The organism is Kribbella sp. ALI-6-A (assembly GCF_001984195.1).
GTDB lineage: Bacteria > Actinomycetota > Actinomycetes > Propionibacteriales > Kribbellaceae > Kribbella.
Genome location: NZ_MTQN01000010.1, coordinates 800,894 through 827,274, shown reverse-complemented (window position 1 = coordinate 827,274; position 26,381 = coordinate 800,894). Strand labels below are relative to the sequence as shown.

Annotated in this window: 23 protein-coding genes; 7 read left to right on the top strand and 16 right to left on the bottom strand. The window is 70.2% G+C overall.

Translation table 11 applies throughout. From position 1 onward, the window contains the following. Positions 1-119 precede the first annotated feature (119 nt). The 5 genes from BWI15_RS18270 to BWI15_RS18250 are packed head-to-tail and all read right to left on the bottom strand — an operon-like array spanning position 120 to position 5,496. On the bottom strand, positions 120-3,086 hold the full coding sequence (locus tag BWI15_RS18270; RefSeq protein ID WP_077015585.1) for a UPF0182 family membrane protein: 2,967 nt from the start codon (positions 3,084-3,086) through the stop codon (positions 120-122). Beyond that, on the bottom strand, positions 3,083-3,757 hold the full coding sequence (locus tag BWI15_RS18265; protein ID WP_077015584.1) for a PPA1309 family protein: 675 nt from the start codon (positions 3,755-3,757) through the stop codon (positions 3,083-3,085). Before BWI15_RS18265 ends, BWI15_RS18270 begins: the two co-directional genes overlap by 4 nt. After that, entirely contained in the window at positions 3,745-4,782 is a 1,038-nt protein-coding gene (locus BWI15_RS18260) for a YlbL family protein (protein ID WP_077015583.1), read from the bottom strand. Before BWI15_RS18260 ends, BWI15_RS18265 begins: the two co-directional genes overlap by 13 nt. Next, the gene (locus tag BWI15_RS18255) at positions 4,779-5,033 is read right to left on the bottom strand and encodes a hypothetical protein (RefSeq protein WP_077015582.1); all 255 of its coding nucleotides are present in this window, start codon (positions 5,031-5,033) and stop codon (positions 4,779-4,781) included. Before BWI15_RS18255 ends, BWI15_RS18260 begins: the two co-directional genes overlap by 4 nt. Positions 5,034-5,070: 37 nt before the next feature. Further along, positions 5,071-5,496, bottom strand: coding sequence for a molybdenum cofactor biosynthesis protein MoaE (locus BWI15_RS18250; RefSeq protein WP_077015581.1), 426 nt, complete (start codon positions 5,494-5,496; stop codon positions 5,071-5,073). A 145-nt stretch (positions 5,497-5,641) separates the two neighbouring features. On the opposite strand from BWI15_RS18250, the gene BWI15_RS18245 reads away from it, so the two are divergent. Together BWI15_RS18245 and BWI15_RS18240 are read left to right on the top strand one after the other, a co-directional pair. Then, the gene (locus BWI15_RS18245; protein ID WP_237771340.1) at positions 5,642-6,973 is read left to right on the top strand and encodes a zinc-dependent metalloprotease; all 1,332 of its coding nucleotides are present in this window, start codon (positions 5,642-5,644) and stop codon (positions 6,971-6,973) included. Next, on the top strand, positions 6,970-7,500 hold the full coding sequence (locus BWI15_RS18240; RefSeq protein WP_077015580.1) for an NUDIX hydrolase: 531 nt from the start codon (positions 6,970-6,972) through the stop codon (positions 7,498-7,500). The genes BWI15_RS18245 and BWI15_RS18240 overlap by 4 nt, the downstream gene beginning before the upstream one ends. 222 nt (positions 7,501-7,722) lie before the next feature. Here BWI15_RS18240 and BWI15_RS18235 read toward each other — a convergent pair whose 3' ends face one another. The 6 genes from BWI15_RS18235 to BWI15_RS18210 form a co-directional block, all read right to left on the bottom strand. After that, positions 7,723-8,337, bottom strand: coding sequence for a DUF2064 domain-containing protein (locus BWI15_RS18235; protein WP_202817675.1), 615 nt, complete (start codon positions 8,335-8,337; stop codon positions 7,723-7,725). 38 nt (positions 8,338-8,375) lie between these two features. Next, positions 8,376-10,052, bottom strand: a complete 1,677-nt coding sequence (locus BWI15_RS18230; protein ID WP_083750849.1) for a helix-turn-helix domain-containing protein — start codon at positions 10,050-10,052, stop codon at positions 8,376-8,378. Positions 10,053-10,065: 13 nt separating this feature from the next. Continuing rightward, positions 10,066-11,370, bottom strand: coding sequence for an MFS transporter (locus BWI15_RS18225; protein WP_077015579.1), 1,305 nt, complete (start codon positions 11,368-11,370; stop codon positions 10,066-10,068). A 10-nt stretch (positions 11,371-11,380) separates the two neighbouring features. Next, positions 11,381-12,118 (bottom strand): SDR family NAD(P)-dependent oxidoreductase, encoded by a 738-nt coding sequence (locus BWI15_RS18220; protein WP_077015578.1) that lies wholly within the window; start codon positions 12,116-12,118, stop codon positions 11,381-11,383. Positions 12,119-12,198: 80 nt separating this feature from the next. Further along, a complete protein-coding gene (locus BWI15_RS18215; protein WP_077015577.1) occupies positions 12,199-12,393 on the bottom strand; it encodes a hypothetical protein in 195 nt (64 codons plus the stop codon). 33 nt (positions 12,394-12,426) lie between these two features. Next, positions 12,427-14,691 carry a rhamnogalacturonan lyase gene (locus tag BWI15_RS18210; RefSeq protein ID WP_077015576.1) on the bottom strand — a complete coding sequence of 755 codons (2,265 nt, stop codon included), beginning with the start codon at positions 14,689-14,691 and terminating at the stop codon, positions 12,427-12,429. Between the two features lie 166 nt (positions 14,692-14,857). On the opposite strand from BWI15_RS18210, the gene BWI15_RS18205 reads away from it, so the two are divergent. Further along, the gene (locus tag BWI15_RS18205; RefSeq protein WP_077015575.1) at positions 14,858-17,119 is read left to right on the top strand and encodes an FdhF/YdeP family oxidoreductase; all 2,262 of its coding nucleotides are present in this window, start codon (positions 14,858-14,860) and stop codon (positions 17,117-17,119) included. Here BWI15_RS18205 and BWI15_RS18200 read toward each other — a convergent pair. Beyond that, positions 17,088-18,263, bottom strand: a complete 1,176-nt coding sequence (locus BWI15_RS18200) for an MFS transporter (protein ID WP_077016072.1) — start codon at positions 18,261-18,263, stop codon at positions 17,088-17,090. The genes BWI15_RS18205 and BWI15_RS18200 overlap by 32 nt on opposite strands. Before the next feature lie 130 nt (positions 18,264-18,393). Here BWI15_RS18200 and BWI15_RS18195 point away from each other — a divergent pair, with 130 nt between their 5' ends. After that, entirely contained in the window at positions 18,394-18,912 is a 519-nt protein-coding gene (locus BWI15_RS18195; protein WP_237771339.1) for a CGNR zinc finger domain-containing protein, read from the top strand. Between the two features lie 78 nt (positions 18,913-18,990). Here the strand turns inward: BWI15_RS18195 and BWI15_RS18190 are convergent, their stop codons facing one another. Both BWI15_RS18190 and BWI15_RS18185 read right to left on the bottom strand, forming a co-directional pair. Beyond that, positions 18,991-21,210: an MMPL family transporter gene (locus BWI15_RS18190; protein ID WP_077015573.1), complete on the bottom strand. Its 2,220-nt coding sequence runs from the start codon at positions 21,208-21,210 to the stop codon at positions 18,991-18,993. A gap of 214 nt (positions 21,211-21,424) precedes the next feature. Continuing rightward, complete coding sequence (locus tag BWI15_RS18185; RefSeq protein WP_077015572.1) at positions 21,425-21,961, bottom strand: M48 family metallopeptidase; 537 nt, start codon at positions 21,959-21,961, stop codon at positions 21,425-21,427. Between the two features lie 511 nt (positions 21,962-22,472). On the opposite strand from BWI15_RS18185, the gene BWI15_RS39440 reads away from it, so the two are divergent. The 3 genes from BWI15_RS39440 to BWI15_RS18175 all read left to right on the top strand — a co-directional run bounded on the left by BWI15_RS39440 (position 22,473) and on the right by BWI15_RS18175 (position 25,418). Beyond that, the gene (locus BWI15_RS39440; RefSeq protein ID WP_012922897.1) at positions 22,473-22,631 is read left to right on the top strand and encodes a DUF5679 domain-containing protein; all 159 of its coding nucleotides are present in this window, start codon (positions 22,473-22,475) and stop codon (positions 22,629-22,631) included. A 282-nt stretch (positions 22,632-22,913) separates the two neighbouring features. Further along, positions 22,914-24,224 carry an ABC1 kinase family protein gene (locus BWI15_RS18180; protein ID WP_077015571.1) on the top strand — a complete coding sequence of 437 codons (1,311 nt, stop codon included), beginning with the start codon at positions 22,914-22,916 and terminating at the stop codon, positions 24,222-24,224. A gap of 666 nt (positions 24,225-24,890) precedes the next feature. Next, complete coding sequence (locus BWI15_RS18175; protein WP_077015570.1) at positions 24,891-25,418, top strand: NUDIX hydrolase; 528 nt, start codon at positions 24,891-24,893, stop codon at positions 25,416-25,418. A 312-nt stretch (positions 25,419-25,730) separates the two neighbouring features. Here the strand turns inward: BWI15_RS18175 and BWI15_RS18170 are convergent, their stop codons facing one another. Both BWI15_RS18170 and BWI15_RS18165 read right to left on the bottom strand, forming a co-directional pair. Next, positions 25,731-25,871 (bottom strand): hypothetical protein, encoded by a 141-nt coding sequence (locus BWI15_RS18170; RefSeq protein WP_237771338.1) that lies wholly within the window; start codon positions 25,869-25,871, stop codon positions 25,731-25,733. Between the two features lie 106 nt (positions 25,872-25,977). Continuing rightward, positions 25,978-26,265, bottom strand: a complete 288-nt coding sequence (locus tag BWI15_RS18165; RefSeq protein ID WP_077015568.1) for a WhiB family transcriptional regulator — start codon at positions 26,263-26,265, stop codon at positions 25,978-25,980. Positions 26,266-26,381 lie beyond the last annotated feature (116 nt).

The window sequence follows — 26,381 nt, the reverse complement described above, 5'->3', positions numbered from 1 at the left end:
CAAAGGTCTGTTGCCAGAGAAGGTGCCGCGAAAGTCCCGCCCACAGAGCACCACTTCAAAGCCTGTGGAGAAAGCGAAACGGCGGCCTCCCCAGAAGGGAAGACCGCCGTTCGCCAGGCTCAGCCGGTGGGTGAGGTCGGTGGGCTTGTCGGTGTCGGAGTGGGTGTCGGCGTCGGGGTCGGGGCCGGCAACTGAGCCCCGGCCGCGACCGCTCGCGCCACCGCTGCCTGCGCCTTCTTGACGTTGACCTGATACCCGTTCAGGTCGCCACGGCGCAGCGCCGCCTCGGCGTCGGTGAACGCCTTGTTCGCGTCCGCCAGCGCCTGCTTGATCGTTTGGTTCGCCGGCGGCGGCTTCGGCTGGTTCGGGTCCGGATCCGGATTCGGATCGTCCGGAGTGTTCACGGAGGTGTTGAACACCTTCGTCAGCGCTTCCGACAACGTCGATCCGAAGGCGACCCGGTCACCGAAGGACACCAGCACGTACCGCAGGACCGGATAGCTACCCGGACCAGAAGTCCGCACCGAGTACACCGGCTGGACGTAGAGCAGACCGCCACCCAGCGGCAGCGTCAGCAGGTTGCCGAACTGGGCCCGCGCGCCGCTGCTCGGCTGGTTGATCGGCAGCAGCGCCTGTCTGATCCCGTCGTCGGTCTGGAACTTGTTGTACACCTGCCCAGGACCCGGGATCTGCACGTTGCCGGGGAGTCGCAGGATCCTGAACTGCCCGTAGTCCGGTGACGACGCCTCCGCGTCGACGGCCATGAAGGCGGTCAGGTTCTCCCGTTCCGCGTTCGGCACGTACACCGAGGTGAGCGAGAACTTCGGCGAGTCCTGCCCGGGCATCCGCAGCGACAGGTAGAACGGCGGCTGGTTCTGCGCCGGCGAGTCGGCCGTGCCCGACGCGGTCGGGTCGGCCGGGACGCGCCACAGGTCGCTGTTCTGGTACCAGGTGCCGGCGTCGGTGACGTGGTACTTGGCCAGCAGGTCGCGCTGGACCTTGAAGATGTCCTCGGGGTAGCGCAGGTGCGACATCAGCGCCGGCGAGATCTCCGAGCGCGCCTTCACCGTGCCCGGGAACGCCTTCATCCAGGTCTTCAGCACCGGGTCCTTCTCGTCCCAGGCGTACAGCTCGACCGAGCCGTCGTAGGCGTTCACGACCGCCTTGACCGAGTTGCGGATGTAGTTGATCTCCTCGCTCGGCTGCGTCGCGATCGCGCCGCGCCCGGTGGTCGTGTCGCGGGTGCTGTCGTCGAGCGCGACCTTCTGCGAGTACGGGTAGTTCGCCGAGGTGGTGTAACCGTCGACGATCCAGACCACCTGGCCGTCGACGACGGCCGGGTACGGGTCGCCGTCCGGCGTCAGCCACGGCGCGGCCTTCTCGACCCGCTCGCGCGGGTTGCGGTCGTACAGGATCTTCGACTCCGAGTTGACCCGCTGGGACAGCAGCAGGTTCGCGTCGCGGAACTTGGTGGCGTAGAGCAACTGGTTGAAGAACGACCCGATCTCGACGCCGCCCTTGCCCTCGTAGGTGTTCAGCGTCGGGTCGCCGCCGTTCTTGCCCTCCGGCGTGTCCAGCTCGACCGCGGGAGCACCCTTGGGCGCGCCGACGATCGAGTAGTCCGGGGACTGCTCACCGAAGTAGATGCGCGGCTCGTACTCGCCGAGGTCACCGGTCGGCGGCAGGTCCTTGGAGGAGAACACCGGCGTACCGTCGGCGGCGCGCTGGTTGCCGTTCGCGGCGACGACGCCGTAGCCGTGGGTGTAGACGGTGTGGTCGTTGTTCCAGTTGCGCTGGCCGGCCGGCAACCGGTCGACCTGCACCTCGCGGACCGCGATCACGGTGTCGCGGACCTCGTTGCCGATCTTGTACCGGTCGACGTCCAGGTCGGTCGGGAACGAGTAGAAACCACGGACCTGCTGCAGCTGCTCGAACGTCGGCCCGACCACGCTCGGGTCGATCAGCCGGATGCCCGGGAGCACGTCGGCGTCGTTGCGCAGCTCCTCCGGCGTGGCGTTGGTCGTCTTGGCCGCGTAGTTGTCGACCTTGGCGTTCTCCAGGCCGTACGCCTGCCGGGTGGCTTCGATGTTCTTGGTGATGTACGCCGCCTCGCGGACCGGCTCGCTCGGCCGGACCCGGAGCTGCTGCAGCGCGGCCGGCCACAGCGCACCGAGCAGTACGGCGGACAGAATCAGCACGACGGTCCCGACGCCCGGCAGCAGCCAGGTCCGGCGGACCACGTTCGCGAAGAACAATCCGGCACACAGCACCGCGATGACGGCCAGGATCTCCTTGCTCGGCAGCACCGCGTTGTCACCGGTGTAGGAGATACCGGTGAACAGCCGGCTGTCGGACGTGGTCAGCCCGTACCGGTCGAGCCAGTAGCTGAACGCCTTGAGCAGGACCAGCAGACCGAGCAGCACCGAGAACTGCACCTGCGCGGCGCCGGAGGCCTTCTGCCCCTTCGCCGACGGCCGGAAGCCGCCGTACAGGTAGTGGGTGATGATCGCGGCGACCAGCGAGAGCAGGACGATCGAGTAGCCGAAGCCGAGCAGCACCCGCAGCCACGGGTAGTCGAACACGAAAAACGCGATGTCCTTGTTGAAGTGCTTGTCGGTCACCCCGAACGGCGTGCGGTTGCGCCAGGCCAGGAAGACCTTCCACTCCCCCGACGCCGCGGAGCCGCCGAAGATCAGCATCAGCGTGCCGAGCACGCCGACGGCGATCTTGCCGCGCGACTGCAGCAGTTCGCCGTACCGCTCGAAGCCGGGGCTCGGCGACGGGGCGAGCGCGACCCGCGGCCTGGTCCGGTAGGCGACGATCACGTTCGCCACCACGGCCGCGGCCATCAGCAGGCCGACCACCACGAACAGCATCACCCGGGTGCCGAGCACGGTGCTGAAGACCGAGCCCAGGTCGACCGAGCGGTACCACAGCCGTGAGGTCCAGACGTCGGTGAAGACACTGAACAAGATCAGCAGGACGATCAGCGTGGCGATCGTGGGCAGCAACGCCTTGGGGCGTTGACCGGGGGCTCGCCGCGCTCGGCGCGGCTCCTCCGGCAGGTCGTAGACGCCGTCGCTCATGCTTGCTTCTCCTCGTCCGTACTTTGGCGGACACCCCGGACGTGGCCGGCCGAGGTTCCGTCGATCGGACCGTCGCTGTCCAAGCCGTCGGCTCGATCACCCTCGGCCGGTGGGGCACCGGTCGAGGGCTCGAATGTCAATGACAGTACTTCGCACAGCGTGGGGACCAAGTCGGCACCGGTCAGCACGGCACTGTCCTCGTCGTGGGAGCGCAAGCGGACGGCGCCGAAGCGGCCTCCGTCCCGGAGCACGGCCGCGACCATCCGCACCTCGTGACGGCGCGGGTCACTGCCCGCCATCCGGGCCAGCTCGGCGTCCGATTCCGCGTCGGACAGGCCCGACTCGACCGAGGGCGGCAGCACGATGCGCTCGAGCGCCAGCGCACAGCCGGACACGCCCTCGGGCCACTCGATCTGCCCCAGTACGTCGGCCAGGTTGCTGTCGTCGGCGCCACCGGGCAGCTCGCCCTGGGCCACCGGCGTCAGCGGCTGGGCCGCGTCGTCGGCGCCGAGCTCGGCCGCCAGCTGCGGCTCGGCGGCCAGCAGCTCCTCGGTCGGGACCAGCGCGAACAGCTGCGCGGGCTGATCCCAGCCCGCGCTGCTGACGTGCTTCTCGATCTCCACCACCGCCCGGCTGAGCGCGTCGGCGGGCAGGTTGTCTATCGCGTGCATGCGGGGACGTCTCCAGTTCCGGCGGCCAGGGCCTTCAGGGCGCCGATCGCGTCGTTCAGGGTGCTGATCTTCACCAACTGGATGCCGTCCACGCCGGCGTGCAGAGCGGCCTCGCAGTTGGGGGCGGGGACCAGGAAGACCGTGGCGCCGTCGTCCTTGGCGCCGGCGATCTTCTGCTGGATGCCGCCGATCGCGCCGACCTGGCCGAGCGCGTCGATCGTGCCGGTCCCGGCCACGTGCTTGCCGCCGAGCAGCGGGCCCGGCGTGAGCTTGTCGTAGATCGCCAGCGCGAACGCCGTTCCGGCGCTCGGGCCGCCGATGTCCTGGCCGAGGTTGACGCTCACCTTGACCGGCGAGTCGACGCCGATCGTGATGCCGACCATCGGCCGGGCCGGCTCGCCCGGAGTGGCCGCGGCCTTGACCACGACGGTCTGCTCGGCGCCGCCGCGGCGGATCAGGAAGCTGACGTTCTCGCCGACCTTGTTCTTGCGGACCAGCTCGCCGACCTGCGGCACCTGGGCCGCGACGACGCCGTCGACCTTCAGCACCACGTCACCCGGCTTGAGCTTGCCGTCGGCGGGGCTGTCCTTGGCCACCGAGGCGACCTTCGGGTGGTACGGCACCTTGGCGGCCTGCAGGGCGGCGGCGATCGCGCTGTCCTGCGAGCCGGTCATCTCGGCGGTGTTCTGCTGCTCGACCTCGTCCGCGCTCTGCTCGGGCGGGTAGATGACGTCGCGCGGGAACAGGTCGTGGTGCGGGTCGAGCCAGTTGCGCATCGCCTGCGGCAGGGTCAGGTCGCGGTCCGGCGAGGTGACCGAGACCGTGGTCAGGTCCAGCTGGCCGGAGGTCGGGAAGGTCTCGTGGCCGGTGATGCCGATCACGGGCTTGCCGTTCGCGCTGCCGAGGGTGTCCTTCACCGGGCCCGGGCTGAACGAGACGAACGGCACCGGGAACACGGTGACCAGTCCGAGCGAGAAGACGAGCACGATGATCGCGGTGACCAGCGTGGCGGTACGACGTGTCACGAACCCTGCCCCACGGTTTTGACCTTGATCATCCTGAACTTGTGGACCAGACCGCGCAGCCCCGTGCGCGCGGCGGGCGTGGACCGCGGGCCGGGCGCGGCGAGGGCGTCGGTGAAGCGGCGGAAGTCCTCGACCGAGGCGAAGGCCGCACCGGTACGCCGGGGGCCGCGCGTCCGGCCGCGCCAGGCCGCCCAGCCCATCGCCAGGACGGTCGCGGCCAGGGGGAAGGCCAGCCAGGCCAGGACCCTCATCCGGTCACCTTCGCAGTCATACGCCCCAGCGTACGGGTCAGCAGGCGCCGACCCACTCGCTCGCACCATCGGTGAAGTGCTGGTGTTTCCAAATCGGAACCTCGGCCTTGAGGTCGTCGATCAGCCGGCGGCAGGCCACGAAGGCGGCGTCGCGGTGCGCGGCGGCCACGGCGACGATCACGGCGGCGTCCCCGATCTCCAGCGGACCGGTCCGGTGCACCGCCGCGAGCGCGGTGACGTCCGCGCCCTCGCAGACCCGCTCGGCCACCTTGCGCAGGTGGGCCAGCGCCTCCGGGTGGGCTTCGTAGGTCAGCTGATCGACCGGGCGCGCGTCGTCGTGGTTGCGCACCGTGCCGATGAACAGCGCCGTACCGCCGGCCGACGGGTCGGCGACCGCGGCCAGCACCTCGTCGCTGGACAGCGCCGTCTCGCGGATGTCCAGCAGCCTGATCGCGTCGCTCATGACCTTCCTCGCCTCCGGGATGTGCGCACAGTATTCCAGCATCCGCGCCCCGCGGACGGCCCAAACCGTTCGCCTGTGGAGGAACGGTAGCCCGCCACCGGTACGTTGGAGTTGTACGCCCCGTCTGCACAGGAAGGCCAACCCGATGAGCGACGAACCGGACAACCCGTTCAAGGGAACTCCGTTCGAGGCCATGTTCCAGCAGTTCTCCGGTGCGGCCGGCCAGGGCGGCACCCCTGACCTGAACGCGATCTTCGCCCAGGTCCAGCAGCTGCTCAGCGGCTCGACCGACGGCAAGCCGGTGAACTGGGACCTGGCCAAGGACATCGCCCGCAAGACCGTCGCCGCGAACGGCGACCGCTCGGTCACGCCGACCGACAACGACCGCGTGGCCGACGCCGTCCGGCTGGCCGAGCACTGGCTGGACCAGGCGACCACGCTGCCCGAGGCGTCCACCACGTCCGCGGCCTGGAGCCGTGCGGAGTGGGTGGAGAACACCCTGCCCACCTGGCAGACCGTGGTCGACCCGGTGGCCGAGCACGTCGCCGGCGCGATGGGGACGGCGTTGCCGCCCGAGGCGCAGCAGCTGGCCGGTCCGATGGCGGGCATGCTCCGCCAGCTCGGCGGCTCCGTCTTCGGCGCGCAGGTGGGCCAGGCGCTGGGTGAGCTGGCCGGTGAGGTCGTCAGCTCGTCCGACATCGGTCTGCCGCTCGGCCCGACCGGGCAGGCCGTTCTGCTGCCGGACAACGTGGCCAAGTTCGCCGAGGGTCTCGGGGTGACCGACGAGGACGTCCGGCTCTACCTGGCCCTGCGCGAGTGCGCCCACCAGCGGCTGTTCGCCGGTGCGCCGTGGCTGCGGCAGCACCTGTTCTCGCACGTCGCCGACTACGCGGCCGGCATCCAGGTGGACACCGGCAAGATCGAGTCCGCGATGTCCGAGGTCGACATGCAGAACCCGGAGGCCCTGCAGTCCGCGCTGGCCGGTGGGCTGTTCGAGCCGGAGGACTCCGAGCAGCAGAAGGCCGCGCTGGTCCGGCTGGAGACCGCGCTCGCGCTGGTCGAGGGCTGGGTCGACGACGTGGTCCGGGAAGCCACCAAGGACCGAATGCCCGCGGCCGTCCAGCTGGCCGAGACCGTACGTCGCCGGCGCGCGGCGGGTGGTCCGGCCGAGCAGACCTTCGCGACGCTGGTCGGTCTGCAGCTGCGGCCGCGCCGGCTGCGCGACGCGGCGAACCTGTGGGCCGCCGTCCGCGACGCGCGGGGTGCTGACGGCCGGGACGAGCTCTGGTCGCACCCGGACCTCCTGCCCGGTACGGCGGACCTGGACGACCCGATCGGCTTCGCCCGGCACTCCGGCGAGATGTCCGACCTGGACATCTCGGACTTCCTGGACCAGACCGACGGCGACGCGCCGAAGGATGCCGACGGCAAAGACACGGGCAAGGACGCGGGCACGGACGGCGACGGGGAGAAGTGACGCTGCACGCCGACGCCACCGCCGTACTGACGGGCTGGACTCCCCCGGACGCGGAACAGGCCGCGCTCCGGGAGCACTACCTGCGCCACCTCGCCGACCACCCGGACGGCATGTGGCGCAGCAGCCGGCCGGAGCACATCACCGCCTCGGCGCTGGTCGTCGACGCGGGCCGGGAGCGGGTGCTGCTCACTCTGCACCGGCTGGTCGGCACCTGGCTGCAGCTCGGCGGACACTGCGAGCCGGGTGACACCACGCTCGCCGGTGCCGCGCTCCGGGAGGCGACCGAGGAGTCAGGCCTGGCGGAGCTGAAGATCGATCCCGAGCCGCTGCAGCTGTCCCGGCACTTGCTCGAGGCCGGCGGCTGCAAGGACGCCTACCACCTGGACGTGCAGTTCCTGGTGACGGCGACCGCGGGCACGGACTACGTGGTGAGCGAGGAGTCGCACGACCTGGCGTGGTTCGGCGTCGACGCGCTGCCGGCGGATCTGGACGCGACGGTCGCCGCACTGGTCCGGCGACTCGGCTGACGGCGGGTGTGCGGGCCGGTCCCTGTGATCCGGCCCGCACACGTCTGTCCGGGGTCCGTCGCTCCCCCCTTCCCTGACCACCGTCGGTCACACCGCCCCTGAACGGCACCGACGGACTGGCCAGTCGCGGCGAACAGCCCTGGCGGACACCCCCATGTCCCCGCTGCCTGGACAAACGAGCCAGCGGCAAGAAGGTGATGGGTCAGGTTCCGGAAAAGTGAATTATCTTCCGCGCAGCAGCGCGCGGGTGGCGTCCCAGCCTTCGAGGCCGGGATCGAGCCGGGCCAGGTCGGCGTTCGAGCGGAGCCGGTGCCAGCCGGGCCCCAGGGCGACGGCGTGGCGGCGGGGCTTGAGGTCCTCGAGCGTGGTGAGTGGCGTGTCGAAGGTCGGCTCGGCTTCGGCGACCCAGGGCGCGACGGGCAGCCGGACTCCGATCGCGGCGAGCGTGCCGTCCTCCGCCGGCGTCACCGCGATGTCCGCCGACGACAGCGCCCTGAACAGCTTGCCGATCAGCAGCCCAGGCAGATCCGGTACGTCGTGACTGACGGCCACCACCGCCGCAGCCGCTCCGGCCTTGGCGACCGCGTCGAGTACCGGCCGCTCGGCGTCCACGGCGTACACCGGTGTCCCGGGCCAGGTGAGTGCGGCGACCTCGGCGACGGCGTCATCGTCTCCACCGGCCACCGCGACGGCGACCTCCACGACGTCCAGCGCGGCCAGGACCTCGTAGGTGTCCTCGGCCAGCGCCAGTCGCCAGGCGTCGGGTTCCCGGCCAGGCGGTGCCCAGGTGCCGGCCGCCGGAACCACCAGCACGACCACTCGCCGATCAATCGTCATGCGGACACCTCACCACATCACTCGCGGCGGGCTCGGCGTCAGGTCAGTGGGTCGTGCAGGGCACGGAGCAGCCGGAGGGCGACCTGGATGTCGAGGGCCTTGTCGGGGTGCTGCCAGCCGGGGCCGAGCAGGGCGGAGACCCGGTCGAGGCGCTGTTGCACGGTGTTGGGGTGGATGTGCAGGGCGGTGGCGGCTCGGGTCGGGCTCTGCCCGGCGGCGAAGTAGGCGTCGAGGGTGCCAACCAGGTCGGTGCCTCGCTGGGAGTCGTAGTCGGTGACGGGCCCGAGTACGTGCGCGACGTGCGCCTTGACGTCCACTTCCGGAGCACCGACCAGTCCGGCGACTCCGAGGTCGTCCGGTGCGACTGCCTGACCCGATCTGCCGAGCCGGAGCATCGTCGTCACCAGCCGGGTCGCCTGCTGATGTGCTTCGACCAGCGGCTCGCCCCAGCGCGCCGGGCCGGTGACTCCGATCGCCAGACCGCACCGGCGCGCCACTTCGTTCAGTGCGCGAGCGGCAGCGACAGGGTCCGGCAGGGCGAGGAGCATCACGAGGTCACCGGCGTACGGGCCGACCAGAACGAGGCGCTCCTGCAGCGGAGCCGACAGCCGAGCCAGTACGCCGGTGTGGTCGCCCCTGCACACCACCACGACCAGCTGCGCCGGCAGGCGACGGGTGGAGTCGAGCAGCCGGATCCGGTCAGCCAGTGCGCGCGGATCGGCGTTGCCGCTCAGGGCGTCGGACAGGATGTCGGCCTGGGCCCGCTGCGACTGTTCGGCGGCCTGGCGACGGAACAGCAGCACCAAGGCGGTGACGACGGCAGCCCGCTCCACGATCCGCTGGTCGGCAGCGGACAGCTCGGTCACTCCCCCGATCACCAGCGCACCGAGCCGCTCACCCTTCGCCGTGGCGGCGACCATCCAGCAGTCTCCGGCGCGGACCAGCCGCCCCGAGTCCGACGCCGCAGCCGCCTTGCCCGCCAGGTCGCGGTCGACCTCACCGGCCGCGGCAAGCTCGTTGCCCAGTGCATCGAACAGCAGGACCCAGACCCCCAGCAGCTCGGCCAGCGCCGCGGCGATCGCGTCGACGTCCCCGCCGGACAGGACGATCTCGGCGAAGCGGTCGTGCGCGGCCGCCGCGTGCTCGACGCCGGCATGAGCCTCCGACAGCTGCTCCAAGGCCGCCGCGGTCTCGGCCGCCGCCCGGACCTGCACGATGGTCACCGCCGCCAACGCGGCCAACGAGCCGAGCAGCGACACCTCGGTCGGGCTGAACGGCCGCGCGGTGCGGTTCGAGGCGAACAGCACCCCCACGAACGCGCCGTCCACGATCAGCGGCGTACCGAGGATCGCCACCAGGCCTTCCTCGCCGACCGCGTTGTCGATCGGACTGGTGTGCCGGAACCGGTGGTCGCTCGGGTAGTCGGTGGTCCAGTAGGGCTTGTGGGTCTTGGCGACCAGACCGCCGAGGCCCGCGCCCAGCGGCAGCCGGAGCTGCTGGAACGCCGCCGAGACCGAGCCGTCGGTGGCCCGCATGTAGGTGTCACCCTGCTCCGCGTCGTACAGGGTGAGATAGGCGACGTCGGTGCCGATCAAGGTGCGGGCGCGGTGCACGATCGTGTTCAGCACCCGCCCCGGATCGCGGGCCGACGCCAGCTCGAGAGCGATGTCCACCAAAGCGGTGAGCTCGGCTTCACGCTTTCGGCCGGCGTCCATGCCCACCCCTTCCTCAGACTTGTGCGAGGTCCCGCTTGCTGGTCTCGCCGTAGCTGGTGACCGCGATCAGCGAGATCACCGAACACACTGCCACGTAGATCGAGATCGCGTAGCCCGAGTCGTACGCCTTGAGCAGCGCGACCGCGATGAACGGCGCCAGCCCGCCGGCGACGATCGAGGCCAGCTGGTAGCCGACCGAGACCCCGGAGTACCGAACCCTGGTGCCGAACAACTCGGTGAAGAACGCTGCCTGCGGCCCGTACATCGCGCCGTGCAGGATCAGGCCGACGGTGACCGCCAGTGTGGCCAGGGCGAAGTTCTTGGTGTCCACGAAGGCGATGAACACGAACGCCCAGATCCCGACCCCGGCCGCGCCGAACAGGTACACCGGCTTGCGGCCGACCCGGTCCGACAGCGCGCCCCACAGCGGGATCGCGCAGAAATGGATCGCCGCCGCGATCAGCACGGCGTTCAGCGCGAACGACTTGCCCAGGCCCAGGTGCTCCTTGGCGTACGTCGCGATCACGATCGTGAAGATGTAGTAGCTGACGTTCTCGGCCATCCGGGCGCCCATCGCGGTCAGGATCTCCCGCGGGTACTTGGTGATCACCTCGACGAACGGGATCCGCTCGGTCGGCTCCTGCTTCGCGCGGGCCTGCTGGAACAGCGGCGACTCCTCGATCCGCAGCCGCACCCACAGCCCGACGAACACCAGGACGGCCGACAGCAGGAACGGGATCCGCCAGCCCCACGAGTCGAACGCCGCGTCGCTCTGGAAGGCCGCGAGCCCCGCCAGTACGCCGTTCGCGAGCAGCTGCCCGGCGGGCGCGCCCGCCTGCGGCCACGACGCCCAGAAGCCGCGCCGGGCCGGATCGCCGTGCTCGGACACGATCAGCACCGCGCCACCCCACTCGCCGCCGAGCGCGAAGCCCTGGATCAGTCGCAGCACGGTGAGCAGGATCGGGGCCAGCGCACCGACCTGCGCGTACGTCGGCAGCAGGCCGATCGCGAAGGTGGCCAGACCCATCATCAGCAAGGACAGCACCAGGAGGTTCTTGCGTCCGATCCGGTCGCCGAAGTGACCGAAGACCACGCCGCCGATCGGCCGGGCGAAGAAGCCGACCGCGAAGGTGGCGAAGCTGAGCAGGGTGCCGGTCAGCTCCTCGCCCTTGGGGAAGAACAGGTCGCCGAACACGACCGACGCGGCGACGCCGTACAAGAAGAAGTCGTACCACTCGACGGTGGTGCCGACCAGGCTGGCACCGACCACCCGGGCGATCGGGGTCCGCTTCCGGACCGGTTCTGTGGACGTGGACATGCAGGGCTCCTTAATGGGCGGTCCAGCCGCCGTCGAGGACGAACGAGCTCCCCGTGAGTGAGGCCGAGGCCGGACCGCAGAGCAGGGCGACCAGCTCGGCGACCTCGGCCGGCTCGATCAGCCGCTTGACCGCGACCGGTTCGAGCAGGATCTTGTCCAGCACCTCCGCCTCGGTCAGGCCGTGCACGGCGGCCTGGTCGGCGAGCTGGGCGGTGACCAACGGAGTCCGGACGTACGCCGGGTTCACGCAGTTGCTGGTGACGCCGTGCGGGGCGCCTTCAAGCGCGACGACCTTGCTGAGGCCTTCGAGGCCGTGTTTGGCCGCGACGTACGCCGCCTTGAACGGGCTGGCGCGCAGGCCGTGCACCGAGCTGATGTTGACCACCCGGCCCCAGCCCCGGCCGTACATGTGCGGCAGCGTCTGGCGGATCAGCCGGAACGGCGACTCGAGCATGAGCCGCAGGATGTAGCCGAACCGCTCCGGAGGGAACTGCTCGACCGGAGCGACCAGCTGGACGCCGGCGTTGTTCACCAGCACGTCGACGTCGGTCGGCAGGTCGGCCAGCCGGTCCAGGTCGGACAGATCGGCCTGCACGGCCTCGATGCCGTCGCCGGCCACCGCCGCCAGTCCGTCGGCGTCGTAGTCGACCGCGACGACGTGAAACCCCTCGGCGACGAGCCGGTGGGCGCAGGCGGCGCCGATCCCGGAGGCTGCGCCGGTGACGAGGGCACGACGTGGTGTGGTCATGGCGAGACTCTAGGAATCCGGCCAGCACTCAACCATGGGCTCGCCGCACACAACTGGACGGCGAGGAATGTGCCGTGCGGCTACTTGGCGACGATCACCGCGTAGGCAAGGAACAGGTCGACCATCGCGACCACCACGACGGCGATGACCGCCAGCCAGACGTACGCCGAGCGCTCACGCTTCGGCGGGTCGGGGTCGGGGTGCGGCGCGTTCACCGACTCGTCCTGCCCTGCGCGGGTGGGGTCCGGCAGTGGGTCCATCGGCGTGCTGTTCATCGCCAGGCAGTACCCACTGCCGCACCCCCGCACTCACCGCACCAGCGGCACCCGTGACCAGTCCAGGTCGGACGCGAGCGAGAAACCGGTGTACGACGGCTGGTTGTACGCCGTCTGCTGCCGCGCCACCTCGACGCGGTACTGCGGGTCGTGCATCAGCGTGTAGAGCTTGCGGTCCGTGCGCTCGGTGCTCAGGTAAATCCGGATGGCGCTGCTGTCCGCCGTACGGAGCAGGAGCTCCTCGCGCCAGTCGCCGAAGATGTCCGCGACCAGCGCCGGGTTGCCCTTGGTGCCGTTGTTGGTCAGCGTGCCGGTGGCGGTGAGCAGAGTGCCGCGCCGCCAGTCCTTGACGGTCGGAGTGACGGTGCCGGCGCCGTCGACGATCTGCGTGGTCATGTCGGCGGCCCAGCGGATGCTCTGGTTCGTGCCGGGAATCGCAGTGCCGAGCGCGTCGCCGTCCGCCGTCCGGAGGCGCGTTGCCCAGGTCTCCAGCCCCGGGTGCTCGGGCAGGATGTCGCCGACCATGCCGCGGCCGGTGTCGCGACCGGAGTACTCGCCGTACAGCACCTCGCCGGTCCGAGCGTCCCGCAGCGCATACCCGTACGGCGCGGAGGTAGCCCCCTCGTGCACGGTGAAGATCTCCTTGCCCGGCCGCTGCGGGTCGATGTCGGTCACGTGCATCGCATCGCCGTGCCCGAGCCGGGCGAGCGCACCGGGGTTCGCACTGCCCGGCGGCAGCACGTCCTTCGAGCTGTAGAGCACGCTGCCGTCGTCGTCGATGGTCGCCGAGCCGTAGACGATTTCCTGCCGGCCGTCGTCGTCCACGTCGGACGCACTGAGCGAGTGGAACCCCTGTGTGGTGATCGACCCGTACGTCGGATCGGTGCCGTCGCGGCCGTGCGGACTGTCGTTGAACGGATTGGTCATCGGCGTCCAGCCGCTGTCGATCGCCCAGCCCTTGGTGATCCGGTGCCCGTTCCACCCGTACGTCGTCAGCGTCGTCCGGGTGTAGTAACCGCGGGCGAAGACGGCCGACGGGTGCTTGCCGTCCAGGTAGGCCACTCCGGCCAGGAAGCGGTCGACCCGGTTGCCCGGCTCGATCCGGGACATCGCATAGTCACCCCAGCGAAGCCCGTCGTCGGTCCGGCCCGGCTCGTAGCGGACGGTCTGGAGTTCCTTGCCGTCGGAGCCGCGGAAGACCGTCAGGTACTCCGGTCCGCTCAGGATGAAGCCCTCGAAGGCGCGCAGCTGATTTCTGGCGCTGCGGGCCGGGGCGTAGACGTTTATGAAGTGGTCGACGAGCGCACTGGCGTCAGCACGCGACAGCGGATAGCTGTACTGGTTGGGAATGCCGAAGGCCGCCTCCAACGTCGCCGGCCACTGTCCACTCTTCACCTCCGGCTGCTCGTGCCACTGGAGGAACAGGTCGACCAGATGGTCGTAGTAGCCGGCCTTGCTGACCCGGTAGTCGTCCTGGTGGCTGTAGCCCGCTCGGCGATCCGCCGCGGGCATGGTGATGTACCGCTGCGACTTCACCGCGCCGGACCGGTCGTAGGTGATGACCTTGGTGCCAGGTGCTGTCTTGAGCATCGTCTCCGACCGGCCGTCGCCGTCGAAGTCGTAGACGAGGAACTGGGTGTAGTGGGCGCCGGCCCGGATGTTCACGCCCAGGTCTAGCCGGTGCAGCAGCGTGCCGTCGGTCTCGTAGGTGTCGACGTACACGTTGCCGGTGTAGCCGACCTGCGACACGTCCTTGGCGTTCGACGGGTTCCAGATCACGACGTACTCGTACTGGCCGTCGCCGTCCACGTCGCCGACGCTCAGGTCGTTGGCGGCGTAGGTGTAGGTCTCGCCGGCCGGGGTGACGCCGTCGGCCGGCTTGCGCAGCGGCAGGTCAAGGTAGCCGCTGGTCCAGGGCGTGACGGTGGCGCTGCGGTCCCGCTCCCGGCCGTTGACGAGTGAGACGACCCGGTACCTGCTGGTCTGGGTACCGCTGGGGTCGACGTAGTTGGTGCTGTCGGTGACGGTGGCGATCCGCCGGCCGTCGCGGTAGACGGCGAAGTCGGTGCCGGTCAGTCCATGGGCGGAGTGGCCGGTCGCCTCCGGGCCGAGCAGCCGCCAGCTGAGGAAGACCCCCTCGCTGGTGGTCGTGGCGACCAGTCCGCGGTCGAGCTTCTCCAGCTGCGGCCGGGAATGACTCGGCTCGGACGGGGCACCGGTGGCCTGGGTCGCTGGGACGGCCAGCGTCAGGGTGGTCAGGAGGACGGCGGCTGATCGCCATCGGACGGTAGAAAGCATGCGCGGTTCCTCGGAGACGTGGGCGGCAAACGCTTTCCATCGCACGCTAGACAGCCTGGCGACAAGCTGTCGAGAGATCTGTCCGCTATCGGCCGTCATCCGACCGCAACCGCAGCGACGGCTATCACCGGCAGTCGTTCTCATCGAAGAGATTTATGGTTGAACCATGGTCGACATCGAACAGCCGAAGAAGAAGGCGGCCGGCGTTCCGGCCGTGCTCTCGTCGTTCAAGTTCGGGTTCCGCGAGATGGGCCCGGCGCGGACCGGCAAGGTATTCCTGAAGATGAACCAGGACGGTGGGTTCGACTGCCCGTCCTGCGCCTGGCCGGACCCCGACCACAAACGCAAGCACGCGGCGGAGTTCTGCGAGAACGGCGCCAAGGCGGTGGCCTGGGAGGCGACCCGCAAGCGGATCCCGCGGGCCTTCTTCGCCGAGCACTCGATCGACGACCTGAACCGGATCTCGGAGTTCGAGCTGGGCAAGCTCGGCCGGATCACCGAGCCGATGCTGCTGCGGGCCGGCGCCGACCACTACGAGCCGGTCGGCTGGGACGAGGCCCTGCACGTCGTCGCCCGGCACCTGCGTGCTCTGGACGACCCGAACGACGCCGTCTTCTACACCTCGGGCCGGACCAGCAACGAGGCCGCCTTCCTCTACCAGCTCTTGGTCCGCGCGTACGGGACGAACAACCTCCCCGACTGCTCGAACATGTGCCACGAGTCCTCCGGTACGGCGCTGACCCGCGTGATCGGCAGCGGCAAGGGCGCGGTCACGCTGGAGATGCTCGAGGAGGCCGAGCTGATCGTCGTGGTCGGCCAGAACCCGGGCACCAACGCGCCCCGGATGCTCAGCCACCTGGAGATCGCCAAGAAGCACGGCGCCGACATCGTCTCGGTGAACCCGCTGCCCGAGCCCGGCCTGATGAACTTCAAGAACCCGCAGCGCCCGTCCGGCTGGGTCGGCAAGGGCACCACGCTGGCCGACCAGCACCTGCAGATCCGGATCGGTGGCGACCAGGCGTTGTTCCTTGCCGTCGGCCACCTTCTGCTGGAGGCGGAGGCGGCGGCGCCGGGAACCGTGCTGGACAAGGACTTCATCGAGCGGCACACCAGCGGGTACGACCTGTACGCCAAGCACAACGCGGAGCTCGACTGGCCGGCCGTCGAGCTGGCCACCGGCCTGACCCGGGCCGAGATCGAGGAGTTCACCCAGCGGTTCCTGAAGTCGAAGGCCACGGTGATCTGCTGGGCGATGGGCCTGACCCAGCACCGCGAGGCGGTCGCCACGATCACCGAGATCGTCAACGTGCTGCTGCTGCAGGGCAACATCGGCAAGCCCGGCGCCGGACCGTGCCCGGTGCGCGGCCACTCCAACGTGCAGGGTGACCGCAGCATGGGCATCTGGGAGCAGATGCCGGCGAAGTTCCACGACAAGCTGGACGCGGAGTTCGCGTTCACCTCGCCGCGCGAGCACGGTGTCGACGCGGCCCGGACCGTGCAGCGGCTGCGCGACAACGACGTACGGGTGTTCTTCGCGATGGGCGGCAACTTCGCGATGGCCACCCCGGACACCGACGTCGTGCACCGCGGACTACGCGCGTGCGACCTGACCGTGCACGTGTCGACCAAGCTCAACCGTTCGCACACGGTCACCGGCAAGGAGGCGCTGATCCTGCCGACGCTGGGCCGGACCGATCACGACCGGACCGTGCTCGGCCCGCAGTCGGTGACGGTGGAGGACTCCCAGGGCGCGGTCCACCTCTCCACCGGGAACTTGGTGCCGCCGAGCCCCGACCTGATGTCCGAGGTCGGCATCATCTGCGCACTCGCCGAGCTGCTGGTGCCGGACATCGGGCAGATCCCGTGGGCCGACTTCGCCAAGGACTACAGCCTGATCCGGCAGCGGATCGGCCGGGTCTGCGACGGCTACGAGAACTTCGAGGACCGGCTCCGGGCGAACGAGGGCGGCTTCCTGCTCGCGCACGCCGCCCGGGACCACCGCGAGTTCCACACCTCCGACGCGCGGGCGCAGTTCAGCGCCAACGACCTGACCTGGCTGCCGACCGAGCCCGGTCGCCTGCTGCTGCAGACGATGCGCAGCCACGACCAGTTCAACACCACGATCTACGGCCTCGAGGACCGCTACCGCGGCGTCCACGGGACCCGCGAGGTGGTTTTCGTGAACCCCGCCGACCTGGCCGACCTCGGTCTGACCGACGGCCAGTACGTCGACATCGTCAGCGAGTTCGCCGGTGTCGAGCGGAGGGCGTCGCGCTTCCGGCTGGTGTCGTACCCGACCGCGCGCGGCTGCGTCGCGGCGTACTACCCGGAGACCAATGTCCTGATGGCGGCCGACGACGTCGCCAAGGGCAGCAACACCCCGGTCGCCAAGGGCCTCACGGTCCGGCTGGAACCAGTCGCTTCCTGAACCACGGCTGCAGCAGGGCCAGCGCCGCGGCCACCGCGGCGCTGGTCAGCCACAGTCCTTCGGCGCCGAAGGACTCCAGGAGCTGGGTCACCGTCAGCGGCGCGATGGTCGTCGCGATGCCCCAGCTCAGGCCGAAGACCGCCAGGTAGCGGCCGCGGCCGTGGTCGGGAGCCAGGCCGGACGCCTGGGTGAGGTAGCGCGTCAGCAGGAACAGATCGCCCAGGCTCCACAGCACCGTGGCGAGCAGGAACACGCCCAGGCTGTGGGCGAACGCGGTGACGACCAGACCGGCTGCGAGCAGGCCGTAGCCGATGGCGATCGACCGGAAGTCGTCGAGCTGCGACAGGCGCAGCAGGCGCTGGGCGAGGATCAGGGTGACTGCCGACACCGCCAGGATGAAGCCGGTCCCGGACTCCGGCAGGCCGTGCTCGAGCAGGGTGAGCGGGAGACCGATGATCACCTGCATGTAGAGGGTGGCGAAGACCGTGCCGCTGAGGAGCAACAGGAGCAGCCGGCGGTCTCGCCACACGGCGACCCGGGTCACCTCCGCCCGCTCACGCCGTACGTCGGGAGGAAGCGCGAGCGCCACGAGGACGGCACAGGCCAGGCAGGTAATGGCGTCCGCGGCGAACAGCCAGCGCAGGTCCCAGTTGCTGACCGCGGCCGCAAGCAGCCCAGCCAGTACGCCGGCCGCCGCCATCGCCGCGCCGAGCAGCCCGTACGCCGCTGGGCGGTCGGCGGGCTCGGTGACGTCGGCGATCGTCGCCTGGCTGGGTGGTTCGTAGATCTCGAACGCCAGGCCGAGCAAGACAGTCGCGAACACCGCGGACCACAGCGTCGAGCTCAGCGCGATCCAGGTCTGCGCGGTGGCGCAGCCGGTCAGGCCGAGCACGATCGTACGCCGGCGACCGAGGCGATCGGCCAGATAACCGCCGAGCAGGCGGGACGGAATCGTGGACGCGCCGAAGACGGCCAGGATCAGGCCGGTCTGGCCGAGTGACGCGCCGAACTCGACGGTGAGCACGACGCCGAGGAACGGCAGCGTGAACGCCCCGATCCGGTTGACCGCGCGGGCGGCGACCAGGATCCAGACCGCCGGGGACAGTCCGCGCCATGGGCCGGCCACGGTACTTGTTGTGCTCATCGCCGACTCCATGACTGTCTAAACGGGTATGGTCGGTCACGCGAGTTCGACCCTACGGAGGAGTGCCGTGACTGGTCAAGTATCTTTTGATAGTCATACCCGGAACGTACTGGCGGCCTCCGTCGAGTACGTGAACCGGCTGACACCCGGCCACTCCGGCGGCATCCCGTACGACGGGCCCGCGGACGAGGCCGAGGCCGTCATGGACGCGCTGGCGGCGATCGGCTACCCGCGGCCGTCGGTCCGAGCGGCCGACGCGCGGCGGCTCGCGGTACTCGCGGGACGGATGCGAATCGTCTTCGAGGCGGCTCACTCCGGGGATCTCGACCGGGCGGCCGAGGAGATCAACGCGTTGCTGCTCGACACCAACGCCCGGCCGCAGCTGGACCGCCGGGACCAGGGCTGGAGCCTGCACTTCCACGGGCCGGACGACGGGCTCGTCAATGGCTGGGCCGCGGGGTGTGCGGCGGGCTTGGCGCTCGCGGTGGGCAGTGATCTGGCGGGCCGGCTGGGCGTCTGTGCGGCGCCGCTGTGCGACCGGGTGTTCGTCGACGTCTCGCGCAACGGTCAGCGGCGGTTCTGCTCACCGCAGTGCCAGAGCCGGGTCAAGGCGGCCGCGCACCGGGCCCGTCAGTCCCCCGCTGAGTGAGACCTATCCCCCACGTGACAAGGCACTGTCCCCACGTGGCCCGTGGGGACAGTGCCTGCTCGGACTTTCTCCTCAGGGTCAGCCGACCGGGGTCAGCTCACGCTCCTCCTCCGGCGCCTGGGTGACCGCGTGCTTCGCCGGCGTGCGCCGCATCCACTTCGGGGCCCACCAGTTCGCGTCACCCAGCAGCGTCATCACGCTCGGCAGGACCACCGCGCGGATGATCGTCGCGTCGATCAGGATCGCGACGGCCAGGCCGACACCCAGCTGCTTCATGTCCAGCGTGCTCAACGTCGCGAAGACCGCGAACACCCCGATCATCACCGCCGCCGCGCTCGTCACCACGCCCGCCGAGCCGGTGATGCCCTCGGCCACCGCCTGCTTGGTCGGCACTCCGCGCAGCACCGCTTCGCGGATCCGGCTCACCACGAACACGTGGTAGTCCATCGACAACCCGAACAGCACCACGAACAGGAACAGCGGCAACCACGACACCACCGCGCCGTTCGACCGGAAGTCCAGCAGCCCCTCGGCCCAGGTGTTCTGGAACACCGCCGTGACCACCCCGTACGCCGCGCCGGCGCTGAGCAGGTTCAGCAGGATCGCGGTCACCGCGACCACCACCGACCGGAACGTCACGATCATCACGACCATCGTCAGCAGCAGCACGAACCCGATCACCAGCGGCAGCTTCGACCGGGTGTGCGCCGCGTAGTCGACGTCCGCGGCGACGAACCCGCCGACCGCGTGCTCGACGCCCGGCACCTTGCCGACCGTCTGCGGGATCAGCTCGTTGCGCAGCTTGGCCAGCGAGTCACGCGCCTGCTCACTGCCACCCTCGTACGGCGTGGCGACCTCGACGACGGTGACCGTGCCGTCCTTCGACACCCGCGGCTTCTCCAGCCCGTCCTCGGCGTACAGCGAGTCGCCCTGGGTCCGCTTGGCCAGCTCGGTGAGCGCAGCCTGGACGGCGGGCTGCTGGTCGGCCGGCGCCTTGATGGCGACCTCGTGGCTGGTGCCCGTGCTGGGGAACGCCGCGGTCAGGCGGTCGTAGGCCTGCATCACCGCGGTGTCGCGCGGCAGGTCCTCGGTGCCGGGGAACTTCAGCGTCATGCCGAGCGCCGGGGAGGCGACCGCGAGCAGCGCGACGACGGAGACCATCAGCGTCGCGACAGGGTGCTTGAGCGCCGGCTTCAGGACGGCCGGCCAGAACCGCGGCGCCGACGTCCGGGCCGTGAGGCGCCACAGCAGCGGAATGCGCGGGCGGTCCACCCAGCGGCCGAGCTTGGCCAGCACGGCCGGCAGCACGGTCAGCGAACCCGCGACGGCGACCGCGACGACCAGGATCGAGCCCACCGCGAAGGACGAGAAGACCGCGTCCTGGGCCAGGAACAGCCCGGCCATCGAGATGATCACCGCCGTACCGGACACCACGACGGCGTGCCCCGAGGTGGCCGCGGCGATCTCGACCGCGTCGACGTGGCCGCGGCCCTTGGCGCGTTCCTCGCGCTCGCGGCGCAGGTAGAACAGCGAGTAGTCGACGCCCACCGCCATGCCGATCAGCAGGATCACGCTGTTCACCGCGTCGACCGCCGGGACGAACTGGGAGGCGGCCGCGGCGAGCCCGATCGCGGCGGCGACCGCGGACAGCGCGAGCAACAGCGGTACGGCGGCCGCGATCAGCGCTCCGAAGGCGACCAGCAGGATCGCCAGCGTGATCGGCAGGCTGAACATCTCGGCCCGCTTGAAGTCCTCGCCGAGCGTCTCGTTCAGCGCCTTGCCGATCGACTCGCCGCCGACCTGCTCGACCCTGAGTCCCGGGTACTCCTGCTGGACCTTGGCGGTCGTGTCCAGCAGCGGCTGGACCCGGTTCTCGTCGTCGCCGTCCTTCAGCTCGACCCGGACGATCAGGGCGTCCTTGTTCGGCGCGAGGATCGGCTGGGCGACGTCCGCGACCCCACCGAGGGCGCGCATCCGCTCCGTCACGACCTTGGCCACCTGGTTGGCCTCGGCCTGGTTCAGGCTGCCCGACGTCGGCGTGATCAGCACGCTCTCGACGTCGGGGTCGTCGAAGTTGCCGGACTTCACGATGTCGTCGGCCCGGGTCACTTCGCCGATGTCGCCCTCGTTGGTCGACTCCTTCGTCCCGGTCATGCTGCCGAGCGCGAAGCACGCGACCACCACCGCGACCCACAGCGCGATCGCCCGCCACGGGTGCGTGGCGCTCCAGCGCGCCGCGCGGACCGTCAGCGGTCCCCTCGATCTGCGGTCGGCCCGGCTTGTTGTCTGGCCAGTCATCTGGCTTCCCTGCCCCTCTGCGCCCCTGGCGCACCACTGCCAGCGGGGCCCCTCCGCCACCGCTGCCGATGCCCATCAGCCTGGCGGTCGGCAGGGGGTCGCCACCATGCAGGAGACCACCGAGTTCACCCTGGGGTAGGCCCCACCCCACCCCTGGGGAAAACCACACCCGACCCCGTGCGCCGACCTTTCCGTACGTCGTACGGGAAGGTGCTCAGAACTCGTCGAGCGAGAGGTTCGCGGCGGCGGAAACGCCCTCGAGGAAGCCCTCGGCGCGCTCGGCCTTGGGGAAGCGGTGGACCAGCTCCCAGAACGCGGCGTTGTGCGACGGCTCGATCAGATGGGCGAGCTCGTGGACCAGGACGTAGTCGACGACCCAGGCCGGCATCGACTGCAGCCGGGTGGACAAACGGATCGATCGGTCCGCCGGAGTGCAGGAGCCCCACCGTCTGTTTTGGTTCGAAACCCAGCGGACCGACGCAGGTTCGGGCACCTCCGGGAGGTGGCGACACGCGAGATCGTGTGCTCTGGCCAACAATTTTTCGTCCGACACGCGGGACCGGCTGCGCTGCCGATCGAGCCGCTGGAGCATGGTCTCGACCCAGCGCGCCTCCTCCGCCGCGGACAGCCGGTCGGGCATCAGCACGACCACCCGTTCGCCGTCGCGGTAGGCGCTCACGGTCCGCTTACGCCGCTTGCTGCGCCGGATGTCGACGTACGGCGGGATCGGGCGCGGTGGAGAGTCGGCCATGAGGCAAACCGTAGCGCCCGAATCCGGCGACTTTCTTGCGTCCACATCCTGTGCACAGACGTTTTCGCAGGTCAGAAGGGTTTTCGCGGATCCGTGGACAGGTGTTGTTCACACCCTGTTCCCCCGCCCGTCCACAGCGGTCGTCGGCGCGCCCCACAGGTTGCCCACAGAGTTATCCACAGGGGTGGACAACGCGGCCTTGCCAGCGGGACGCCCGGCTTCTAGCGTCGGGTCCAACAGGCTCCCGGATCGCTTCCGGGGCCACTCGGAGGGGAAGCCGGGTGGTTCCGCGGGCGGAGTTCCGGGAGCCTGTTCCGTGCCGGGCGGAATCTCGGAAAGGGGTTTCCACGCGGCGCGCGGGCCGGGAGGTGCGCTTGAGCCACGCTCAGCCTGCCGTAGGGTGATTCCCGACTGGGCCGAACGGCCTACGGCAGGACGGTCTGCCGTTAGCATCCACGACGGCCTGGGGCTGCATGCCCCGGCTGGTATTCAGAGCAAGGAGAGGGCCCTCATGGCAGAGACCTGGAGCGGCGAGTTCTACTGCGTCAAGTGCAAGGCCAAGCGCACCGCCGACGGCGAGGTCAAGGTCAACGACAAGGGCACGCGCATGGCCAAGGCCAAGTGCCCCGAGTGCGGTACGAACCTGAACCGGATCCTCGGCAAGGCCTGACGCACCAAGTCGTAGGGGCGGCGACCCGGCTTCGGCCGGGTCACCGCCCCTCCGTCGTTCCCGCCCCCGGTACGCCGGGGCGGGAGTCCCCGGGACGCCGCCCCGGAGTCCCTGCGGACGCCGCCGGCGCCGCCAGGGGACGCTCGAGACGCGGCCGGTCTGCCAGGGCGGCACCCGCCTCGGGACGCCGCTGGTGCGCCGGCCCCGGACCGGCGGGAGAATTCCGGGACGCGCCGGGGCCCCGGCCACCCCCTCGTTTGCGTCGACCGACAGAATGGGAGCGTGTCCGACCTCCCCCGCAAGGCGCTCAGCCGCACCGCGAAGCTGGCCAGCCTGCCGCTCGGTGCCGCCGGGCGCGCGACGGTCGGGCTCGGCAAGCGGATCGGTGGTGCGCCGGCCGACGCGGTGATGGCCGAGTTCCAGCGCCGGACGGCCGAGCAGCTGTTCTCCGTCCTGGGTGAGCTCAAGGGCGGCGCGATGAAGTTCGGGCAGATGCTGAGCCTGATGGAGTCCGCGATGCCCGAGGAGCTCGCGGCGCCGTACCGGGCCACGCTGACCAAGCTGCAGGACTCCGCCCCGCCGATGCCGGCCGCGACCGTCGACAAGATCCTGTCCGACGAGCTGGGCAAGCGCTGGCGCAGCCGGTTCTCCGAGTTCGACGACAAGCCGGCCGCCGCCGCGTCGATCGGGCAGGTGCACCGCGGAGTGCTCAAGGACGGCCGCGAGGTCGCCGTGAAGCTGCAGTACCCAGGCGCCGCCGAGGCGCTGCGGGCCGACCTGCGCCAGCTCGGCCGGTTCGGCCGGACCTTCGGCACGCTGGTCCCCGGCCTGGACATCAAGCCGCTGATCGCCGAGCTGCAGGAGCGGATCGGCGAGGAGCTCGACTACGACCGCGAGGCCCAGGCCCAGCAGCAGTACGCCGACGCGTTCAAGGGACACCCGGAGTTCGTCGTACCGCGGGTGGTGAAGCACTCCCCCACCGTGATCGTGTCGGAGTGGATCGAGGGCAAGCCGCTGTCCGGCGTGATCGCCAACGGGACCAAGACCGAGCGCGACGAGCTCGGGCTCAAGTACGTCCGGTTCATGTTCAGCGGGCCGCGGCTGGCCGGGTTGCTGCACTCCGACCCGCACCCCGGCAACTTCCGTGTGCTCGAGGACGGGCGGCTCGGGGTGGTCGACTTCGGGCTGTGCGCGCGCCTTCCCGACGGCCTGCCGCCGGCCATCGGGCGGCTGCTGCGCATCTCCCTGGAGGGCAACGGCGATGAGGTGCTGGCGGGGCTGCGGGCCGAGGGGTTCGTCAAGCCGCGGATGGAGATCGACCCGCAGCAGCTGATGGACTACCTGGCGCCGTTCGCGGAGCCGGCGCGGGCCGAGACGTTCCAGTTCAGCCGCGCCTGGATGCGCGAGCAGGCGAACCGGACCGGCGACTTCCGCTCCCCCAACGCCTCCCTGGCGCTGCGGCTCAACCTGCCCCCGTCGTACCTGCTGATCCACCGGGTGTGGATCGGCGGGATCGCGGTGCTGTCCCAACTGGAGGCCGAGGCGCCGTTCCGCGAGGTGCTGGAGGAGTTCCTGCCGGGGTTCACCGACTAAGTCACCGGCCGACCCTCAAGCAGGTCTCGACTCCGCCAGGACGGACCCAGCCGGCGCCTCGCAGGGCTCGGCGACACCGCCCTCCGCAGCGCCGTCCACCTTGAGCGCGGACCAGTCGCGGTGACCGCAGTTGCTGGCTGGCCGTTGCTCGCGGGTGTCAGGGTGGTGGTACGACGGGGTCGGGGGGCGGCGTCGGCTGATTGAAGGGCCGGGGCTGCTCACCACCAGGCGCTGTCGAGTTTCCCCTCGATGCTGCGGACGTTCTCCCGGGCACAGCGGTCGCAGAAGACGAGCTTGCGCTCGTTCTCGACCGAGGTGACCCAGGTCAGCGGCAGGTCCTCAGTCGGCGCCGGCGTCCCGCACAGCGCAGGTCGGGTTGGTCATGCGGACCATTCTGCACACGCCCAACCCACCGCGGCGTCCTCGTGCACCGCCCAGCCACACCGGCCGCGTCCTCGTGCACCACTCAGCCGAACTTCGAGGTCTGGAGTGATTGGCCGGTGCACAGAGTGGGGCTCAGCGGCGGGCAGTGGGGTCGATGCGCACGGCGAGCGCCGCCGGTACCGCGGCGGACAGTGAAGCACGAACGCCAAGGTCGACCTACCGCAGCACGAAGCGCCGGGAGCGTGCGGTGACACGGAGCTCCGGATCGAGTACGACTAGGACATGCGGTGGCACATCCATGCGGAGACCGAGGCCTGGGGGAACCCGTGGCTCAGCGTGCGCAGGCTCGAAGTCGAGCAGCCTGACGGGCAGCGGATCGACTATCACGCGGTGCGGCTGAAGCATGTCGCGGCGGCGGTCGTGACCGACGAGGCCGGCCGGGTCCTGCTGATGTGGCGGCACCGGTTTCTGACCGACCGGTGGGCCTGGGAGCTGCCGATGGGCCTGATCGAACCCGGCGAGTCGCCGGCCGAGGCGGCGGCGCGGGAGGTCGAGGAGGAGACCGGCTGGCGACCGGGTGAGCTGCACGAGCTTGTGTACTCCGAACCCGCGGCCGGGATCATGGACTCGATGCACCACGTCTTTCGGGCGACGTCCGCGGTGCGGATCGGCGAGCCGACCGAGCTGAACGAGTCGGACCGGATCGAGTGGATCCCGCTGGCCGACGTACCGGGGCTGATCCGCCGGCGGGAGATCGTCAGCGGAATCAGCCTGGTCGGTCTGCAGCAGGCATTGCTCGAAGGGCTCTGACCGGGGGTCAGGACTCCGGCTGGGTCATCAGCACGATCCGCAGGTTCGCCTGGTGCTGCCAGGCGAACCTTCGGCCTGGTCCCGTGGGCCGGCGCGCTCAGGCGGCTCGCCGCGACCCCGACGGTGATGGAAGGTCTCCTGCTCGGCACCGAACGCGCCGAGGGGCGGCCTCTCGATGGAGGCCGCCCCTCGGGCCGCAGCTTCGCTGGTCCGGGCCCCTGCCCCGAGACCGCGGAAAGCTGCTGGTCGGGCTGACGCGGCGTGCTGGAGATCGGCTCCGGCCGCGTCAGCCGGTTGTACTGGAGGTGCTGGTCAGACCAGCCGGGCGAGGGTGAGGCGCGCTTTTGCGCTGGCCCTCTCCGCGCGACGGGTGGCCCGCTCGGCCTGCTTCTGCGCCCGGGCGAACTGCGTCGCCAGGCGGAAGCGCCGGTTCTGCTCGGCGTCGATCAGCAAGGATCGACAGTGAGCTCGTGCGAGATCTTCTTGAAGTAAGTTCATTTGAGTGCTCCTGTGAGTGCGGTTCGGGTTCATGGTTCGAGTCTCGATTCGGATGGGCGGATCAGGCAGCGGTCACGGTGTCGCTCTTGCGGGGACGTCCACGGGGACGCTTGCGCGGCACGACCACTCCCTGGACGAACAGCTGGCCTCCCCACACCCCCCAGGGCTCGGCGCGCTCCAGCGCTCCGGCCAGGCATTCGGCCTGCAACGGGCAGGTCGTGCAGAGAGACTTCGCGTACTCGACGTCCGACGGGGACTCTGCGAAGAAAAGCTCGGGCGCGTAGGACCGACAGGGCAGGTCCTGTGACGCGGCCACCTCGGTGAATGCGTCGAGGAAGCTCACGCTCATTCCGGTCACCTCCTAGTGACTGTCTTACTGATCTCTTGTCGTCCGAACCGACCACCCGGTTTGGTGGCCGGCAAACTGTGGGCTGACAAACAAAAGGGCCGCGGGACCCTAGGTGG